The sequence below is a fragment of the Rothia sp. ZJ1223 genome, from assembly GCF_016900985.1.
GTDB lineage: Bacteria > Actinomycetota > Actinomycetes > Actinomycetales > Micrococcaceae > Rothia.
The window spans coordinates 79,031-97,840 of sequence record NZ_JAFEUT010000001.1; the positions used below are offsets into that span (position 1 = coordinate 79,031).

At 54.5% G+C, this 18,810-nt stretch carries 19 protein-coding genes; all 19 read left to right on the top strand.

All coding sequences use genetic code 11. From position 1 onward, the window contains the following. Nucleotides 1–9: 9 nt before the first annotated feature. The gene (dtd, locus tag JTP09_RS00370; RefSeq protein ID WP_204875775.1) at nt 10–447 is read left to right on the top strand and encodes a D-aminoacyl-tRNA deacylase; all 438 of its coding nucleotides are present in this window, start codon (nt 10–12) and stop codon (nt 445–447) included. Further along, nucleotides 447–1,835, top strand: coding sequence for a replication-associated recombination protein A (locus JTP09_RS00375; protein ID WP_204875776.1), 1,389 nt, complete (start codon nt 447–449; stop codon nt 1,833–1,835). The genes dtd and JTP09_RS00375 overlap by 1 nt, the downstream gene beginning before the upstream one ends. A 309-nt stretch (nt 1,836–2,144) precedes the next feature. After that, a complete protein-coding gene (locus JTP09_RS09930) occupies nt 2,145–3,263 on the top strand; it encodes a hypothetical protein (RefSeq protein ID WP_239478534.1) in 1,119 nt (372 codons plus the stop codon). Between the two features lie 425 nt (nt 3,264–3,688). Continuing rightward, nucleotides 3,689–4,321 carry a 30S ribosomal protein S4 gene (gene rpsD, locus JTP09_RS00385; RefSeq protein WP_204875786.1) on the top strand — a complete coding sequence of 211 codons (633 nt, stop codon included), beginning with the start codon at nt 3,689–3,691 and terminating at the stop codon, nt 4,319–4,321. 191 nt (nt 4,322–4,512) lie between these two features. Continuing rightward, entirely contained in the window at nt 4,513–4,968 is a 456-nt protein-coding gene (locus tag JTP09_RS00390; RefSeq protein ID WP_370592451.1) for a DUF948 domain-containing protein, read from the top strand. After that, nucleotides 4,968–5,438 carry a peptide chain release factor 4 gene (locus JTP09_RS00395; protein ID WP_204875790.1) on the top strand — a complete coding sequence of 157 codons (471 nt, stop codon included), beginning with the start codon at nt 4,968–4,970 and terminating at the stop codon, nt 5,436–5,438. The genes JTP09_RS00390 and JTP09_RS00395 overlap by 1 nt, the downstream gene beginning before the upstream one ends. Before the next feature lie 53 nt (nt 5,439–5,491). Beyond that, nucleotides 5,492–8,176 carry an alanine--tRNA ligase gene (gene alaS, locus JTP09_RS00400; RefSeq protein ID WP_204875793.1) on the top strand — a complete coding sequence of 895 codons (2,685 nt, stop codon included), beginning with the start codon at nt 5,492–5,494 and terminating at the stop codon, nt 8,174–8,176. Between the two features lie 3 nt (nt 8,177–8,179). Beyond that, the gene (gene ruvX / locus JTP09_RS00405) at nt 8,180–8,719 is read left to right on the top strand and encodes a Holliday junction resolvase RuvX (RefSeq protein WP_240334023.1); all 540 of its coding nucleotides are present in this window, start codon (nt 8,180–8,182) and stop codon (nt 8,717–8,719) included. After that, a complete protein-coding gene (gene mltG / locus JTP09_RS00410; RefSeq protein ID WP_204875795.1) occupies nt 8,716–9,921 on the top strand; it encodes an endolytic transglycosylase MltG in 1,206 nt (401 codons plus the stop codon). Before ruvX ends, mltG begins: the two co-directional genes overlap by 4 nt. 10 nt (nt 9,922–9,931) lie before the next feature. After that, entirely contained in the window at nt 9,932–10,852 is a 921-nt protein-coding gene (locus tag JTP09_RS00415; RefSeq protein WP_204875797.1) for a shikimate dehydrogenase, read from the top strand. Between the two features lie 133 nt (nt 10,853–10,985). After that, nucleotides 10,986–12,200 carry a chorismate synthase gene (aroC, locus tag JTP09_RS00420; protein WP_204875804.1) on the top strand — a complete coding sequence of 405 codons (1,215 nt, stop codon included), beginning with the start codon at nt 10,986–10,988 and terminating at the stop codon, nt 12,198–12,200. Between the two features lie 3 nt (nt 12,201–12,203). Further along, the gene (locus JTP09_RS00425) at nt 12,204–12,815 is read left to right on the top strand and encodes a shikimate kinase (RefSeq protein WP_204875812.1); all 612 of its coding nucleotides are present in this window, start codon (nt 12,204–12,206) and stop codon (nt 12,813–12,815) included. Next, nucleotides 12,812–13,915 (top strand): 3-dehydroquinate synthase, encoded by a 1,104-nt coding sequence (gene aroB, locus JTP09_RS00430; RefSeq protein WP_204875814.1) that lies wholly within the window; start codon nt 12,812–12,814, stop codon nt 13,913–13,915. The genes JTP09_RS00425 and aroB overlap by 4 nt, the downstream gene beginning before the upstream one ends. 169 nt (nt 13,916–14,084) lie before the next feature. Next, the gene (efp, locus tag JTP09_RS00435) at nt 14,085–14,648 is read left to right on the top strand and encodes an elongation factor P (RefSeq protein WP_204875816.1); all 564 of its coding nucleotides are present in this window, start codon (nt 14,085–14,087) and stop codon (nt 14,646–14,648) included. A 14-nt stretch (nt 14,649–14,662) separates the two neighbouring features. Continuing rightward, on the top strand, nt 14,663–15,073 hold the full coding sequence (nusB, locus tag JTP09_RS00440) for a transcription antitermination factor NusB (protein ID WP_204875818.1): 411 nt from the start codon (nt 14,663–14,665) through the stop codon (nt 15,071–15,073). Between the two features lie 311 nt (nt 15,074–15,384). Next, nucleotides 15,385–15,954: a bifunctional pyr operon transcriptional regulator/uracil phosphoribosyltransferase PyrR gene (gene pyrR, locus JTP09_RS00445; RefSeq protein ID WP_204875820.1), complete on the top strand. Its 570-nt coding sequence runs from the start codon at nt 15,385–15,387 to the stop codon at nt 15,952–15,954. Between the two features lie 5 nt (nt 15,955–15,959). Beyond that, entirely contained in the window at nt 15,960–16,949 is a 990-nt protein-coding gene (locus tag JTP09_RS00450; protein ID WP_204875822.1) for an aspartate carbamoyltransferase catalytic subunit, read from the top strand. An 11-nt stretch (nt 16,950–16,960) separates the two neighbouring features. Next, nucleotides 16,961–18,262, top strand: a complete 1,302-nt coding sequence (locus JTP09_RS00455) for a dihydroorotase (RefSeq protein WP_204875824.1) — start codon at nt 16,961–16,963, stop codon at nt 18,260–18,262. 20 nt (nt 18,263–18,282) lie between these two features. Further along, nucleotides 18,283–18,804: a hypothetical protein gene (locus JTP09_RS00460; RefSeq protein WP_370592453.1), complete on the top strand. Its 522-nt coding sequence runs from the start codon at nt 18,283–18,285 to the stop codon at nt 18,802–18,804. The last annotated feature ends 6 nt before the right edge of the window (nt 18,805–18,810 follow it).

Genomic DNA, 18,810 nt, shown 5'->3' on the forward strand with positions numbered 1-18,810 from the left:
GAGGTAGAGATGAAGGTTGTTCTGCAGCGGGTTTCTAGCGCTAGCGTTGAGGTGGATGGTGCGGTAGTGGGCTCTATTGAAGGAGCCGGCTTGCTGGCTTTAGTGGGTATTACCCACGCTGATGGGCAGCGTGAGGTCGCTAAACTTGCCGAGAAAACCCTCAATCAACGCATTTTTGCCGGTGAGAAGTCGGCTGCTGATATCGGTGCTCCTCTTTTGGTGGTTAGTCAGTTCACCCTCTATGCAGATATGAAGAAGGGGCGCCGCCCGTCCTGGTCACAGGCGGCTCCGGGGGCTGTGTCTGAGCCGATATATGAGGCCTACGTTCAGGCGCTCCGCGATGCCGGGGCGCAGGTTGAAACTGGAGTCTTTGGTGCCGACATGCAGGTGAGTTTGGTGAATGATGGTCCGGTGACCCTTCTGCTGGATTCTGAGGATTTGCTCTAATGGCTGATCTGTTCGATGCGGTAGACGATGATTCGACTGAATCTGAGGTTCGCAGGGTGCGTGCGCCTTTGGCTGTGCGTATGCGTCCGCGGGTGCTTGATGAGATTGTGGGGCAAAAGCATCTTTTACGCCCCGGTTCTCCCTTGCGAGTATTAGCGGGGGAGAAGGGGCGTGCCACCGCTGCCCAGTCGGTAATTTTGTGGGGCCCGCCCGGTATCGGTAAAACAACTCTCGCCAACGTGATTGCCCGCTCTGGTGGGCGCAAATTTGTGGAGCTTTCTGCTATTACCGCCGGTGTGAAAGATGTGCGCGCGGTGATGGAGCAGGCGCTGCAAGACAGAGATTTTCACGGTATTTCTACCGTGCTGTTTCTTGATGAGATTCACCGTTTTACGAAAGCCCAACAGGATGCCTTGCTGCCGGGGGTCGAGAACGGGTGGGTGGTACTGATTGCGGCAACCACGGAGAATCCTTCTTTTTCGGTGATTTCACCTTTGCTCTCGCGCTCTGTGTTGTTAACTCTCACCGCTTTAGAAGATGATGATATTGCTGACCTTTTGCAGCGAGCTGTGACCGATAGACGCGGACTCTACCGGTCGGTATCATTGAGTGATTCTGCTCGGGAACATCTGGTACGAGCTTCAATGGGGGACGCTAGGCGCGCGCTCACTTCGTTGGAAGCTGCCGCTGCGGTTGCGCTCGAAGAAAGCTCCGAGCATCAAAGCTCTGAGGTACAGCAGGAGGGTGTTCCTGAGATTACTCTGGAGCACGCTTTGGAGGCTTTGAACCAGGCGGCGGTGCGCTATGACCGTGCGGGAGACCAACACTATGACGTCACGAGTGCCTTTATTAAATCTATTCGTGGCTCTGATGTGAACGCTGCCTTGCATTATTTGGCGCGCATGATAGTGGCGGGGGAGGATCCGCGGTTTATTGCCCGCCGCTTGGTGGTGCATGCGAGTGAAGATATCGGTATGGCTGATCCTACGGCACTGACGGCGGCGGTGAGTGCGGCGCAGGCGGTGCAGCTGGTTGGTATGCCTGAGGCGCGGTTGAATCTTGCTCAGGCAACTGTGCATTTGGCGACTGCACCCAAATCTAATGCGGTGTATCGGGCTATCGATGCGGCGATTGCCGATGTGAAAGCTGGGGGAGCTGGTTCCGTCCCGCTGCATCTGAGGGACGCTCATTATCAGGGTGCGGACGCGCTGGGGCACGGTCGCGGCTACATCTACCCGCACGATGAACCGGCAGCGGTAGCCGCCCAACAGTACCTACCCGATGAGCTGATGGGTACTGTATATTACGTTCCTTCCCGCTACGGGGCTGAGAAAATGTTGGCAGAGCGGCTGGAGAGGGTTGAGGGATTGTTGCACCCGGAGGAATGACCAGAGAAGGAATCTTTTACGTTCATTACGCGACACGCTGAACATCTGAAAGTATTCACTCGATAATTTGAAAGTTGCTCCCTGAGAAGACTTTTAGCCTAGTCAGAATTGTTTTTAGGTCGGCTTTCTTCAGGTAAAACACTCTATTGCCCCCTTGTGACTTAGCGTTTGCCGCATGTAAAACTATAAATCAGCGAGGGTGCGTTATCATAAAGAGTCGAGACTGACTTTGGTGAAAAATGCATTCCGAGCATCTTTTCGCTGTGAATGTCTCAGATTTTTATACCCCACCATACACTTTGAGGAACTATGACTCAGAATATTTCACGCCGTAGCCTGGCAAAGGGTGCTGCATGGGCAGCTCCTGTAGTTGTCGCGTCATCTGCGGTGCCAGCTTACGCTGCATCCCCCAACTGCCCTTCAGATATTGACAGTCAGGTCGATGCAGTTTTCCAGGTTCGCCTGGCTGCATTGCCCGATCTCTCCGGCACCTCTATCCGTTTATGGTTCACCAATAGATCTGGTATTAATGGAGGTCTGCATACTTCCAACCTGCGTGCGCAGGTAACTAACGGTGGTGCAATTGACGCTGCCGGTCTGCCTTTCGGTTTTGAATTCGCTCAGCGCAACGTTGCTACTTCAGCTGCCATTAACAAGCTCTTCTCGGGTGGTACTATTCGTACCGCTCGGATGCCGGTGGAATGGCCCGCGAATGCTAAGTGGAACACTCGAACTGGTGTAGCAAATTCTACTCCGCGTGCTATCAATGTCGATGATCCCTTTGCGGCTAACCAGCGAGATGTTTCCCACGCTTCTTCTTTCGCCAAGTCTTACTCCGCGGACGGTCTTTACAACGATTTAGCTTCGGGTGAATTTGGTGAGGAGACTGGTGTTCCCCGGGGTAACCACCTCACTTGGATTCTTGCTATGAGGCCGGATACCGCCGTCACTAAGGGATCAGTTGTAGACTTCGTTAATTCTAACTGGCGTGATGGTGGTACCGGTGCTGGTGGCGGCGGTGCAATTTACACCTCTCTTGGTGTGCGACCCATCGGCTACCTTCCTCCCAGCTTTGAAGAGGTTCGTGCGGCTGTTGGATCTTCTATCGACGAAACTTGCTTGGTAGAGGCCTACACCAAGCGCGCAGAAGCTTGGCGTAGCAGCAGTGAGCGTTTCGCTGGTGCCACTGTTGAATTCAGCGGTTGGGGTTTTGATTCTACCGGTGATGTTAAGACCGTTGCCTACTTTAGTGACGACTTTGTTTATTCACACGAGATTGGTGCTTTCCAGGGGGCACTTACAGGTACTAGCTTCGCCTCTGGCGATACCAACGCCATTGACTTCTTTAACAAGCAGCTGGTCGGGCTTACCGCTGGTCAGAACACTCAGCTGGGTTATCAGCTTATGTACGCAGATGGCATCTGGTAAGACTTTGTTGCGCCAAGGGTGAAAATTACTAAGTGCAGTTGATGCTCTGTGATTTAGGGTGGCGCTCTTGTAATGGGGCGCCACCTTTTTGTCCTGTAGCTATACCTTGTGCAGAAACCCACACCTAGCTTAGGTGTTCTTACGCTGACAAGTTCTAGGCTCGGGGTTACACTAGATGAAGTGACTGGCAGACTACCCTAAACGCAGTATCTGCCCTTGGTAAGGGAGAAGGTACTGATTACTGGGTAGCTCGTAGTATCGAGAGTGCGGCTGCTCTCTGCTCTCCACCGCTCAAACTGTGGGCGACCCATTGGGAGGCCAGGTCACCAGAACAAATGGCACATCCACACAGCTGGGAAGGCTCAGCACATCACCGTACATGCGTTACGAGCCGTGTCAACCGCTAAAGAAAAGGAATATGAACTGTGTCTAAGCAGAATCGCACCCGCCGTACCGTACGTCACTCACGTGCGCTCGGCATCGCACTGACCCCCAAGGCTGAAAAGTACCTGGAGCGTCGCCCGTACGGCCCCGGTCAGCACGGTCGCGCGCGTAGGAAAGCTGACTCAAACTACGCTACCCAGCTGAAAGAGAAGCAGCGTCTGCGCGCACAGTACAACATCCGCGAAGCACAGATGCGTCGCGCATACCTCGAAGCGAAGCGTATCGAAGGTCAGACAGGTAAGAACATGGTCGAAATCCTCGAAACCCGCCTCGACGCACTTGTACTGCGCTCAGGTTTCGCACGCACCATTGCAGCGGCACGTCAGCTCGTTGTACACCGTCACATCATGGTAGACGGCGTACGCGTTGACCGCCCCTCATTCCGTGTGAAGCCCGGTCAGCTCATTCACGTTCACCCCAAGTCAGAGAAGATGGCTCCCTTCCAGGTTGCAGCAACCGGTGCACACCAGGACGTGTTGCCTGACACTCCCGCTTACCTGAACGTTGAAATTGAGAAGCTGCACGCTAAGCTTGAGCGTTCACCCAAGCGCGAAGAGATTCCCGTGACCTGTGAAGAGCAGCTCGTGGTTGAATACTACTCACGCCTGGCGTAATCGCTAACCTAGTGGCCCGCGCCCCTCTGGCAACAGATGGGTTCGGGTCGCTAGTTATTTAAGAGACGATATTCTTCACGGTCGGCGCTAAATGGTGTGTGCCACCACGAAGGACTCTTAACTACGAAACTCAAAGCCCTTACAGTAGACTGTTATCAGTTCGTTATCTTTTAGTCGTTATGAGGTTCATTGTGAGTGCTCCCGAGGCAGCAGTTATAGTCCTAGCGTTTATCTCAGTGGCGCTAACCGTTGCCCTAGCTATTCCCCTGTGGAAGCTCGGCAAACTCTTTGATGAACTCACCCATACTGTCAAAGACCTCAATGCGAACACCACCCCGCTTATCGACGAGGTGACCCGCACTGTTGCTACCACCAACTCACAGCTTGAGAAGGTTGACGGCATCACCTCTAACGTCTCTGATGCTTCAGCTAATGTTTCAGCGCTTTCTTCGCTGGTTGCTTCAACGGTGGGTCAGCCACTGATTAAAGTCGCTTCTTTCTCTTACGGTCTGCGTAAGGCAGTCAAGGGCGATGATGCAGGCTCCAACCCCACCGCTACAGGCAGTACCGCAGCTGGCGCGTCTGCTCGCGCCACCGGTGAATCAGCTGGCTTTACCCAAGCCCCTGGTCAGGGCGGCAGTATCTAATGGGGTTTCTCAGAACAGCGGCGCTGCTAGCTGGGGGCGCTATCGCAGGCTACTTGGCCTCCCAAACTCAAGAGCGCAGAAAACACGAAACATCTACAGAGCTTGAGCGTCGAGAGCGCTCTGCTCAAGAACTTCTGACGCAAAGGCAGGCGAACATGGCAAAGTTCTTCGACTCGCCCCTGGGTAAGCCCCTGCAGCCCTATGCACTGAAAGCTGTAAAGTTCGCGGCTACGGTCAAGCAGGGAATGAACGAACGCGAGGAGCAGCTAAAAACCAAGTTTGATGCTCACGTTGAAGACGTGCGCCCCGGCTCTCTCGATGGCTGGGAGGAAGAACCCGGCAACCGTCCGTTAGAGTCAGCCGAACCCGGCGACTACCTCGAATCTGAAGTGGTTGAAGTCGATTCAGCAGAGGGCATCCGCCAAAGAATGGCGCGAGATACGCAATTAGGCAAAGACTTCTTCGCGTAATAGTCTTGAGTACACATAAGTTTTGATGATCGAAGGTAAGGAAAAACTTCTTCATGCTTTCACAGGAAATCTCCAAGCGCTGGACTGAGTTCTTTGAAGCTCGCGGGCACACCCCTGTTCCCTCAGCATCGTTGGTCTCACACGAGCCCGGCGCTATGTTCACTATCGCCGGTATGGTGCCTTTCATTCCCTATTTCTTGGGCCGTGAAACTGCACCCTATTCGCGTGCTGTTTCGGTGCAGAAGTGTATTCGTACCTTAGATATTGAAGAGGTCGGTAAGACTGCCCGCCACGGTACCTTCTTTCAGATGGCGGGTAACTTTTCGTTCGGTGACTACTTCAAAAAAGAAGTTATTCCCTGGGCCTATGAGCTGCTAACCTCATCCGTTGAAGACGGCGGCTTTGGTCTGGACGCTAACCGCCTGTGGGTCACCATTTACGAGGGTGACGATGAGGCCTACGATATCTGGACTAAGAGCGTAGGATTCCCCGCCGAACGTATTCAGCGCATGGGCATGAAAGAGAACTACTGGTCAACCGGCCAGCCCGGTCCTGCCGGCCCCGACTCCGAAATCTTTTACGACCGCGGCCCTGAGTACGGCAAAGAGGGCGGCCCAGCAGCGGACGATGACCGCTACATTGAAATCTGGAACCTCGTGTTTATGCAGTACCAGCGTGGCGAGGGTACCGGCAAAGACAGCTTTGAGATTCTGGGCGAACTGCCCAAGAAGAACATCGATACCGGCTTGGGCGTTGAGCGTCTAGCTATGCTCTTGCAGGGGGTTGAGAACTTCTACGAGACCGACCAAGTGCGCCCCGTCCTCGATGCGGCGTCCAAGCTCTCGGGTAAGAAGTACCACGGCTCAGAGTCATCCGCTGATGAGGGTTATGAGGACGACGTGCGCATGCGCGTGGTAGCTGACCACATTCGCTCCTCACTCATGCTCATTGCCGACGGCGTTTCACCGTCAAATGAAGGACGCGGCTACATTCTGCGCCGTCTGATGCGTCGTGCTATTCGCGCTATGCGTCTGCTGGGCGTTACCGAGCCCTGCCTACCCGTTCTCTTCCCTGCCTCCCGCGATGCGATGAAGGGCGCTTTCCCTTACGTTGCAGATGACTTCGAGCGTATTTCACGCATTGCCTACGCAGAAGAACTCGCTTTCTTGCGCACCATTGAATCTGGTACTGAGCGCCTTGAAACTGCCGTGAAGGCGGCCAAGAGCGGCAACGCTGTTGTCTCAGGTGAAGAAGCATTCGCCCTGCACGACACCTACGGTTTCCCCATTGACTTGACCCTCGAAATGGCTGAAGAAGCTGGCGTGAAGGTCGATGAGAAGCAGTTCCGTGCTCTTATGCTGGAACAGCGCGAACGTGCTCAGGCAGATGCCAAGGCAAAGAAGGGCTCACACGCTGATCTTTCTGCCCTGCGCCAGTTGGCAGACGAGCGTGGCTCAGTCTTCACCGGCTATGACGAACTGCACACCGAGACTGTGTTGCGTGCCCTGCTGGTAGACGGTGCCACCGTACCCGCTGCTAAAGCAGGGGATAAGGTCGAGGTTGTTCTTGACGAGACCCCCTTCTACGCTGAGGCAGGCGGTCAGGCAGCAGACACCGGCAAAATTACCGGCGACGGTTTCACCATTGAGGTTCACGACGTTCAGCAGCCTGTCAAGGGTCTGAGCGTTCACCGCGCAACTGTGCTTGACGGCGAAGTCGCTGCGGGTACTTCTGTGACTGCTCAGGTTGATGTGCAGCGTCGCCGCGATGGCGAAAAAGCCCACTCGGCAACCCACATCGTTCACGCAGCCCTGCACCAGATTCTGGGTAACGAAGCAACCCAGCGTGGCTCCTTCAACAAAGAAGGCTACCTGCGTTTCGACTTCGCATGGAACGAAGGTTTGTCAGAGTCAGCGAAGCAGGAAGTCGAAGAACTTTCAAACCTCGCTATTCGCGACAACCTGCAGACTGTTACCCGTGAGATGTCACTTGATGAAGCAAAGGCCATGGGCGCTATGAGTCTCTTCGGCGAGAAGTACGGCGACACCGTGCGTATGGTCGAAATTGGTGGCGAATTCTCCCGTGAACTCTGTGGTGGTACCCACGTTGATTCGTCAGCTCAGATTGGTTCGCTGACCCTGCTCACCGAGCAGTCCGTTGGTTCAGGTAACCGTCGTGTTGAGGCACTCGTTGGTTTGGATTCCTTCAACCACTTGGCTGCTGAGCGCACCCTGGTCAACCAGCTCACCGGTCTGATGAAGGTTCAGAAATCAGCTGACCTGCCCGCTAAGCTCACCGAGACTCTCGACAAACTCAAGCAGGCTGAAAAGGAACTCGAAAAACTGCGTAAGGAGAAACTGCAGGCTGAAGCCGGCAAGCTGACCGAAAAGGCAGAAATGATTGGCTCCGTGCGCACCCTGCTGCATAAGGCGGGTGAACTCTCAGCCAACGAAGTACGAGATTTGGCTATTGACCTGCGTTCACGCTTGGGTGAAGACGCAGCAACTGTTGCTGTCACCGGCGTCAGCAACGGACGCCCCGTCATCATCATTGCTACCAACCAGGCAGCCCGCGATGCAGGTATCAAGGCAGGCGCACTCGTGCGCGTTGCAACCGGCGTCCTCGGTGGCGGCGGTGGTGGCAAGGACGACCTTGCTCAGGGTGGTGGGCAGGACGCCACTAAGATTGACGCAGCATTTGCGGCTTTGCGCGATGCCATCACGGCGGCAGGTGCCTAAAGCGTGAGCTTCACACGCGGGGTACGCATCGGTATCGACGTGGGCAATGCCCGGGTCGGCGTCGCTGCGTGCGACCCAGACGGAATCCTAGCAACCCCCCTCAAGACCCTGCGCAGAGACCTGAAGAAGAACTCAGATCGACGGGTGCTGCGCAAACTGATTGAGGTGCATGAGGCAACCGAAATTTTTGTGGGTCTGCCCAAAACCATGTCAGGTGGTTCTAGCGCATCCACCGAGATGGCAGAAACATACGCTCAGGCTCTGGCGAATGAGCTAGCTGCCGAAGGTAACCCCCTGCCTATCTATCTCGTTGATGAACGCCTGACCACGGTGAGCGCCCACCGATCCCTCCACGAAGCAGGAGTTTCATCACGAAACTTTAAGGCTGTGGTGGATCAGGTTGCAGCCGTCAATATTTTGCAGTTCAGTCTTGATACTCTCAAAGCGGATCGCTCTTTACCTGGATACTTGGTAGAACCACGCGAAGTATCAGCCGAAGATTCCCCCCACCCTACTCGCGAACGAAACGGAGAACCCGAGTGACTAAGAATCCGAGTTCTTACGGTGCTGACAACGAGCCAGACAGCCTCTCTGATCTTCTGGCACCAACCGACGCTGAAGAACAGGAAGGAATCGTCAGCCCGCTCATTGAACACAGTGAGCGCCGCGATGACGAACGTCGCCGCCGCAGGGCACGCAGCCGTAACTTCATGATTACGGCCATGCTGGTTTTCGGTGTTGCTATCGTCTTGGTCATTGCTACCCTGGCACCGCAGTACGGCTGGTTCAAGCGCAAGGACTTCGCCGGTGAGGGTAACGGCACGTCCGTGAGCTTCACCGTCAACGAGGGTGACCCCATTGGTGTTATTGCCGCCAACCTTGAAGAGGCGGGTGTGATTGCGGATGCTGGACGCTTCGTGGAGACCTACTCAAAAGAGGCTGCCAAGAAGTTCATTCAGCCCGGCGAGTATGAGATGCAGCAGGAGATGAGTTCTTCAGCTGCTATTTCTGAACTGGTGGGGGAGCAGAACGCAAATTCCGTCTATATCGCGCTGCAACGCAACCTGCGAGCTGACGAGGCGTATCAGGTGATTGCAGATGCTGCCGGTGTTGATGTTTCTGAGGTTAGCCGCTACGACAAAGAAAGGTCACGCTTCGGTATTCCAGAGAAGTTTCCCTCCTTAGAAGGGTGGATTCACCCGGGCGAGTACCGCTTTGAAGAAGGCACCACCGTTGAGGAAATCCTTCAGAGCCTGGTGGATCGTACTCGCAGTGAGCTAGAAAAAGCGGGTATCACTGGCGATGAGGAAATCTTCCACGTACTTACCGTAGCCTCCATTCTTGAGTTTGAGGCTCTGGAACAGGACTACAAAGCTGTTGCCGGTGCCATTGAAAATCGTTTGGATAACCCAGAGGGTGAAACCAGCGGTTACCTGCAGTCTGATGCTACCGTTGCCTACGGCTTGGGTAAGAAGACTTACCACATCACCACAGCTGAAAAGAACGATGAATCTAACCGCTACAACACCTTCTACCACAAGGGTTTGCCGGTAGGTCCCATTGGCTCTCCCGGTAGCCTTTCAATTGAGGCGGCATCGAACCCCGAAGATAATGACTACTACTTCTGGGTTACCGTTGATTTGAACACCGGTAAGACTCTCTTCGCTGAGACCTATGAAGAGCACCTTAAGAACGTAGAAGTTTACGAGCAATGGTGTTCAGATAACCCCGGTAAGTGCGTCTAAAATATTGAATATGACTATTCACAACTGCCCCAAAGCTTATGTTTTGGGGCATCCTATTTCCCATTCCAAATCACCTGATCTGCACAGGGCAGCCTACCGGGTACTGGGGGAGCAGCTTGAGTACGAGCGCCAAGAGACAGATGCCGTGAGCCTTCCTTCGGTGTGGCAACAGCTCACTGGTGCTTACGATGTACGCGGTTTTTCTGTCACGATGCCCCTTAAATCTGCGATCATCGACCACCTCGATGAACTCACCAACTTTGCGCGTGCTGTGGGCGTTGTCAATACGGTTTTTTGGCGTGATGGCAAAGCATGGGGACACAATACGGATGTATCAGGCATTGTGAATGCTCTCAACTATGCAAAGGCGCTGGTTCACCGAGAGAGCGTTCCCGCTATCTTGGGTGGGGGAGGTACTGCCACTGCCGCTGTAGCGGCCCTACGCTTCATGGGTACTGAGAGCATCGATATTTTCGTCCGTGATGAAACCCGCGCCAGTGCGGTGTCAGAGGTTGCACAACGTCTGGGCGTGAAAACTAGTTTCAACCCCCTAGAGAGTTTTGCGACCGCTTATCTGCGTTATCCCACGGTTGTCTCAACCCTGCCTGCCGGAGCCGCTGACGTTTTCGCTGACGATATTGTGATGCCCCTTGATGATGCTGTGCTGCTTGATGTTAGCTACCACCCCTGGCCTTCACCCATTGCTTCGGCTTTTGAAAGCGCTGGCGGTACCGCTGTCTCTGGGTTAGAGATGCTCATGTATCAGGCGGTGGATCAGGTCAAACTGTTTACCGGGCACACTCTGAATGAGCGCCTGCCGCGCGAGGAAGACGTCATTAATGCCATGTGCCGGGCGGTCGGTTTACCCCAGCGTCAGCTGCCTGCTGTGCAGGTGTACGACGGTTCGGCTCTAGGGCAAGTGGACGCTTAATAACTTTCATATCATGGCGTCAGCTTGAAGTCCCCTAGTTTTTTTGGAACTCTTGAACTATTGAGAACAGCTGAAGACTGATATATTGCCGTGCCCTGCCCGGTAGTACACATAAAGATTGCGAGAAAATAATATGTTGCGTTGGCTAACAGCCGGTGAATCGCACGGTGAAGCCCTCATCGGCGTTATCGAAGGCGTGCCTGCCGGGGTTGAACTTACCTCGTCGATGGTTCAGGACGCGCTGGCTCGCCGCCGTCTGGGCCACGGGCGCGGTGCCCGCATGAAGTTTGAGCAGGACGCCGTTCGCATCTTGGGCGGTGTGCGCCACGGCAAGACCATGGGCGGCCCTGTTGCCATTGAGATTGGAAATACCGAGTGGCCTAAGTGGAAAGACGTGATGAGCTCAGATCCAGTGGACCCGGCGCTTCTTGAAGGTCGTGCGCGCAACGCAGCGCTGACGCGTCCGCGTCCAGGCCACGCGGATTTCACCGGTATGCAGAAGTACGGCTACGATGAAGCCCGCCCGGCGCTAGAACGTGCGTCCGCCCGTGAAACTGCTACCCGTGTAGCGCTCGGTGTTGTAGCAGCTCAGACTCTCAAAGCACTGGGTGTTTCATTGGTGAGCCATACCGTAGGCGTTGGGGGAGTTAACACCCCGATCGATGCGCCCAAGCCTGCTCCCGGCGACGTCCCTGTTTTGGATACTGACCCCTTGCGTTGTTTCGACGAGACCACCAGTAAGGCAATGGTGGTCAGGGTTGAAGAGGCAAAGAAAGACGGCGAAACTCTCGGTGGTCTTGTAGAAGTTCTCGCCTATGGTCTGGCACCGGGGCTGGGTTCTTTCGTTCACTGGGACCGCCGTTTGGACGCTCGGCTTGCAGCTGCCCTCATGGGCATTCAGGCAATCAAGGGCGTTGAAGTTGGCGATGGTTTTCTGACCGCAGATCGCCCCGGAACCCAGGCACACGATGAAATCGAAATTGGCGAAAACGGTATCAAGCGCGTTACTAACCGTGCAGGCGGCATCGAAGGTGGCATGTCCATCGGTGATTTGCTGAGAGTACGCGCCGCGATGAAGCCCATTGCTACTGTGCCTAAAGCGCTTTCTACCATTGACACGACCACCGGTGAACCTGCTAAGGCTCACCATCAGCGTTCCGATGTGTGTGCGGTACCGGCTGCCGGTGTAGTCGCAGAGGCAATGACCGCCCTGGTGCTGGCTGATGCTTACATGGAAAAGTTCGGTGGTGACTCTATCACCGAGACACGTCGCAACCTCGATGCTTACCTGGCGGCAATTCCCGAGTCGTTAGCCTGGGAATCAAACGTTGCCGGTGGGGACGCATAGAAAATGACGTCACCTGCGCGAAGATCTCGCGCGGACTTTATTGATCCGCAACAGGTTCGCGAACTTCAAGAAGAATTTGCTGACAGGCATCGCCCCATCGTTATTATTGGGCCGATGGCTGCTGGTAAGTCGTACATCGGTATGCATTTAGCGCGCTTTTACGGCTACGAGTTTATTGACAGCGACCAGGTACTGGTTGAACGCTACGGGGCTGTTCCCGACATTTTTAAGAAGTACGGCGAAGCTGGTTTCAGGCAACGCGAGGCAGAGATTATTCGTGAAATCTTGGAAAATCCTGCCCACCGTAACACCGTTCTCTCATTGGGTGGGGGAGCTGTCATGACCCCAGCCGTAGCTGAGCTCTTGGCGCATGAGACGGTTATTTATATCTCTATTGACGTAGCGACCGTAGCTCCGCGCATTGTAGGAAACAAAAACCGTCCGCTATTGCAACCCAACCCGGTTGAAAAATGGCAAGAAATCTTTGCTGCCCGCCGCGGACGCTACGAATCGTTAGCGTCGTTTACCCTCAACGCTAGCGGTTCACAGACCATCACAGACATGACTGCGCAGATTCAGCAGTTTGTTCTGAGTACACGAAAGGCAAACTCATGAGTGCCGAACACGAGATAACAACTATTTCGGTCACGGGTAACCAGCCCTCAGAAAACTACGACGTATTGGTGGGGCATAATCTGCTGGCTCGAATCCCCGAGATTTTGGGTCAGCGTACCCAGCGTATTCTGGTGATTCACCCGCGTGCCTTGCGATCAACCGGTGAACTCGTGATGACCGACTTACGTAAGGTCGGGTTTGAGACCTTTAGCGCCGAAATTCCCGATGCTGAAGAGGGCAAACATGTTCAGGTTGCCGCTTTTTGCTGGCAGGTACTGGGGCAGAATGATTTCACCCGCACGGATGCGATTATCTCCGTCGGTGGCGGTGCTGTCAGCGACCTTGCCGGCTTTGTAGCCGCTACCTGGTTGCGCGGCGTGCGTGTTGTACACATACCTACCACTTTGCTGGGCATGGTGGATGCGGCAGTGGGCGGAAAAACCGGTATTAACACTGCTGAGGGTAAGAACCTGGTGGGTGCTTTCCACCCGCCCGCTGCTGTGCTGTGCGAGTTGGGTACCCTGCGTACCCTGCCCGAAAACGAGCTACTCACTGGGATGGCAGAGGTCATCAAGTGCGGTTTTATCGCAGATACTGAGATTCTTGACATCATCGAAGCTAACCCCGAAAAGCTCAAAGACTCACAGTCTGATGTGGTGCGCGATCTGATTGAGCGAGCTATTCGAGTCAAAGCTGCCGTGGTCTCTGAGGACCTCAAAGAATCGGGTAAACGTGAGTTCTTGAACTACGGTCATACTTTTGGGCATGCTATTGAGTTCAATGAGCGCTATCAGTGGCGTCACGGTGCAGCCGTGGCTGTTGGCATGGTCTTTGCTGCCGAACTTGCCCTTGCCGCAGGACGCCTGGATGAAGCTACCGTTGATCGAACTCGCCGCATCTGCGAGCTTCTGGGACTACCCACTAGCTACCGTGGTGACCAGTGGAAGAAACTGCTTGAAGCTATGCGTCGCGATAAAAAATCCCGCGGATCCCTGCTGCGCTTTGTAGTTCTTGACGCACCGGGCAAACCGCGCATTATGGAGGTTCCAGACGACTCGATTCTTTTTGCCACCTACCAAGAAATCGCGTCTGAGGTATAAACACGGTACACCAAGAGTGGTGTCTCCTGCCCTGTATATTACAGCTGGTGACATCACTCAATAAGTTGGCGCAGAACACGTCAGCCAAGGGCTTACTTCTAGTGCTCCACCCGTTAGAATTGCTTACGTTCATTTGTTTTTTGAAAACCCCATACTAAAGGAGAGTCGGTTGGCAACTACCAGTGACATCAAGAACGGCGTTGTTCTCAAGATTGACGGCCAGCTGTGGTCAGTCCTCGAATTCCAGCACGTCAAGCCCGGTAAAGGTGGCGCTTTTGTGCGCACCAAGCTGCGTAATGTTACCTCCGGCAAGGTTGTAGACCGTACTTACAACGCTGGCGCAAAGGTCGAGACCGCAACCGTTGACCGCTCAGATTACCAGTACCTCTACCAGGATGGCGATGACTACGTTTTCATGGATCTGAAGACATACGATCAGATTTATGTACCCGGTCTTGTAGTGGGCGATGCAGCTAACTACATGCTCGAAAACCAGAACGCAACTATCGCTATGCACGACGGTTCACCGCTCTACATCGAGCTTCCCGCCTCAGTTGTACTCGAAATCACCTACACCGAGCCCGGCCTTCAAGGCGACCGCTCATCAGCAGGCACCAAGCCCGCGACCGTTGAGACCGGCGCTGAGATTCAGGTTCCCCTCTTCGTTGAACAGGGCACCAAAATCAAGGTTGATACCCGCACCGGTGACTACCTCGGTCGCGTCAACGACTAAGGGTAGTTTTTCATATGAATTCACGAACTAAAGCACGCCTGCGAGCACTCGAAGTGCTCTTCGAAGCGGAGCAACGGGGCGATACTGTACTCGATACCCTCGTGCGACGCCGCGCGCACACCTCTGCGCAAATTTCTACTTACTCAGAACAAATCGTTCGTGGAGTAGTGGAACACGACGAAGAAATTCGTGAGTACATTGAAACCTACTCCAAGGGCTGGAGCGTTGATCGCATGCCCGATGTAGACCGCACTATTTTGCGTATTGGCGCATGGGAACTACTCTTCAACGACGATGTTCCTGATGCCGTAGCAATTTCTGAGGCAGCCGGTTTAGCTCGAGTTCTCTCGACTAACGACTCGCCAAAGTTTGTCAACGGTTTGCTGGATCGACTACGTCAGGTTAAACCCACCCTGCTTGCCTAAACGGCACCTATACCTCACCGCGAACACAGCATTGCTGAGTGTGCGTTCGTCCTTGGGGTTCTAAGAGCGCAAAAACATTGAGGGGTCGGGTTATTCATTGCATTGTGATGAATAATCCGGCTCCTTTGTGCTACCTAGGGTGCTTGATGAAGAAGAACACCGTGTGCCCAAGAATGATAGCGCGAGGTGTAAGCGATTTTTGTAGCTCACAGGTGTCATACGGACGCGAAAAGGTGGCTGACATGGTAAGTTAGGCATCAAGCAAGCAACCTTTAAGTCCGTCCTGAGAGGCGGGGAAGGAGGCCGGCACTATGACTGACACCGGTGTATCAACTGAGCCCCGAGTGATTCTCACAGCAGCCGACATTGATCGAGCATTGACTCGAATCTCATTTGAGATTATTGAAACGAATAAGGGAACCCAAGATGTCGTTCTCTTGGGCATCCCCCGTCGGGGGCTTCCGATTGCCCAGCGCCTGGCAGAAAAAATAGCTGCTAACGATTCTTCTTTTGATATCAGATCTTCTTTAGGGCAGTTAGATATCACCATGTACCGTGACGATTTGCGTTCTCACCCCGGCAAATCTCCCGAGCCCACGCGACTTCCTACCGGTGGCGTTGACGGTAAAAAAGTAATTCTTGTAGACGATGTGCTCTACTCGGGTCGTACGATTCGTGCGGCTCTTGACGCTCTCAACGATTTCGGTAGACCGGCACTTGTGCGCTTGGCTGTGCTCGTTGATCGAGGGCACCGTCAGCTACCGATTCGTGCCGACCACGTGGGTAAGAACCTGCCCACCTCGTCCGATGAAAAGGTGCGAGTAGTTCTCACTGATATTGACGGTGACAATGACCGCGTAGAAATCTCACAGGGGGAGTAGGGCATATGCGTCACCTTCTTGATACTAAAGACCTCACCAAAGACGAGGCACTGAATATTCTCGATACAGCTGATTACATGGCTGAGGTCGGAACACGAGAGGTCAAGAAGCTCCCCGCGCTTCGCGGTCGCACTGTGGTCAATCTGTTCTTTGAGGATTCCACCCGCACTCGACTCTCTTTTGAGGCAGCAGAGAAGCGTCTCTCAGCAGACGTTATCAATTTCTCAGCCAAGGGCTCATCGGTGTCTAAGGGCGAATCACTCAAGGACACAGCCCAGACCTTAGCTGCTATTAACGCTGATGCTGTGGTTATTCGCCACTCAGCATCGGGTGCTCCTCAGCGTTTGGCAGAGGCAGGGTGGATTGACGCTCCTGTGCTCAACGCGGGCGATGGCACTCACGCCCATCCTACCCAGGCACTCCTAGATGCCATGACTTTGCGCCAGTTTAAGTCTCAGGTCACCGGTGAGCCAACCCGCGGTATGGATCTAAGCGGTATGCGTGTAGCCATTGTAGGCGATATCTTGCACTCTCGCGTGGCACGTTCAAACCTGTGGTTGCTCAACACCTTGGGCGCTGAGGCTATTTTCGTCGCGCCGCCCACCCTGTTACCGGTGGGTGTAGAGAACTGGCCCTGTGAAGTTTTTTACAACTTTGATGATGCTCTTGAAACCCGTCTGGACGCGGTTATGTTGCTGCGTATTCAGAGCGAGCGTATGCATGCTGCTTTCTTTCCTTCCGCTGAAGAATATTCCCGTCTGTGGGGTTTGACCCCCGAGCGTTTTGCTCAGCTGGACGCGATGGAACATGAAACCGCCGTTCTGCACCCCGGCCCCATGAACCGCGGTCTTGAGATTAGTGCTGTTGCCGCTGACTCTGAGCGTTCGTGGGTGCTGCGCCAGGTATCTAATGGCGTGTCGGTGCGCATGGCGGTGCTATACCTTCTGATGACCGGCGGTAGCGCCGACGACTTTTACCCTCACGCATCATACTAAGGAAGATGACTATGAGCGAGAAATTTTTAATTAAGGGTGCTTCCCTCTTGGGCGAAACCACCGCCGATTTGCTGATTGAAAACGGTGTAATTGCCCGTGTGCGTGAGAATCTTGACGCTGATGGTGCCACTGTTATTGACGCCGAGGGCCTGATTGCTTTGCCCGGTTTAGTGGACATTCACACCCACCTGCGTGAACCCGGTCAGGAAGACGCCGAGACAGTAGAGACCGGTACTCAGGCTGCAGCTTTGGGTGGTTACACCGCTGTATTCGCGATGGCTAACTCTAACCCGGTGGCTGATACCGCAGGCGTGGTGGAGCAGGTTCACGCCTTAGGCAAGGCATCTGGCTGGGTTGATGTTAACCCGGTGGGCGCTGTCACTGTTGGTCTCAAGGGTGAGCGTCTGTCTGAAATCGGGGCTATGGCTAACTCCCGTGCTCAAGTTCGCGTTTTCTCAGATGACGGTATGTGTGTGTGGGATCCTGCCTTGATGCGCCGCGCCCTTGAATATGTCAAGACCTTTGACGGTGTTATTGCCCAGCATGCCCAGGAGCCCCGCCTCACCGAAGGCGCCCAGATGAACGAGGGTACCGTCTCAGCTGAGCTGGGTCTGGCAGGCTGGCCCGCAGTAGCTGAAGAAGCTATCATCGCTCGTGACGTACTTTTGGCTGAGCACGTGGGATCACGCGTCCACATCTGCCACCTCTCCACCAAAGGCAGCGTCGATATTATTCGCTGGGCAAAGCAGCGTGGCATCAATGTCACTGCCGAAGCGACCCCTCACCACCTGATTCTGACCGAAGAAATGGTACGAACCTATGACCCGGTCTACAAGGTCAACCCGCCCCTGCGCACCGAAGAAGACGTCATGGCTCTGCGCGATGCAATTGCCGATGGCACTATCGATGTCATCGGTACTGACCACGCCCCGCACCCCACCGAAGCTAAAGAGGTGGAGTGGGCGTGTGCGGCTAACGGCATGACAGGTCTGGAACAGGCGCTCTCTGTCATTCAGATGACCCTGGTTGATACCGGCAAGATTACCTGGGCTGATGCAGCTCGTATTATGAGCACCAAGCCCGCCGAAATTGGTTTGGCACATGAGCAGGGACGTCCGCTGGCAGAGGGAGAGCCCGCCAACCTTGTGCTGGTAGACCCCGCAGCCAAGCGCGTCATTGACCCACATGCTCAGGCAACCAAGGGCAAGAACAACCCTTATCGCGGCATGGAGGTACCCGGCAAGGTTCAGGCGACTTTCTATAAGGGTCATCCCACCGTGCTCGACGGAAAACTTGCTACACCCAACCGCTAAGACCAGGGGAGACCGTTGTCGTGGAAACTAGGCTTATACCCACCCTCATCTGCATCGGAATTGTGATTGCGGTGTTCTCACTGATGTGGCTGGGATGGAGAAACCGCCAACGCCGCCAAGAAAACCTACCTACTCTTGCGGTGGTGCCCGCCGGCTATGACCAACGTGCTTCAACGATTGGCGTACCTGGCACCTACGTTGCCACCACCGTCATGGGAGACTGGCTTGACCGAGTGGCGGTACACAGCTTAGGTGTTAAAGCTAAAGCTACCGTGTTGGTCTACGAGGACGCGCTGATTATTTCTCGCGAGGGTGCTCATGATCTTTTCATACCCGTCACCGATATCATTGCGGTACGTACTGAGGCTGGCATGAGTGGAAAGTTCGTTGAGAAAGACGGGCTCGTGATGGTCTCTTGGCAGCACGGTCAGGCAAAGCTCGATACCGGGTTCCGAACCCAGTTCGCTGAGCATAAGCCCATGCTGCTGCAAGAGATTTGCACTATCGCACCGCACGCGGCCCAAGAACTGCCCTCCCTATAAACCACA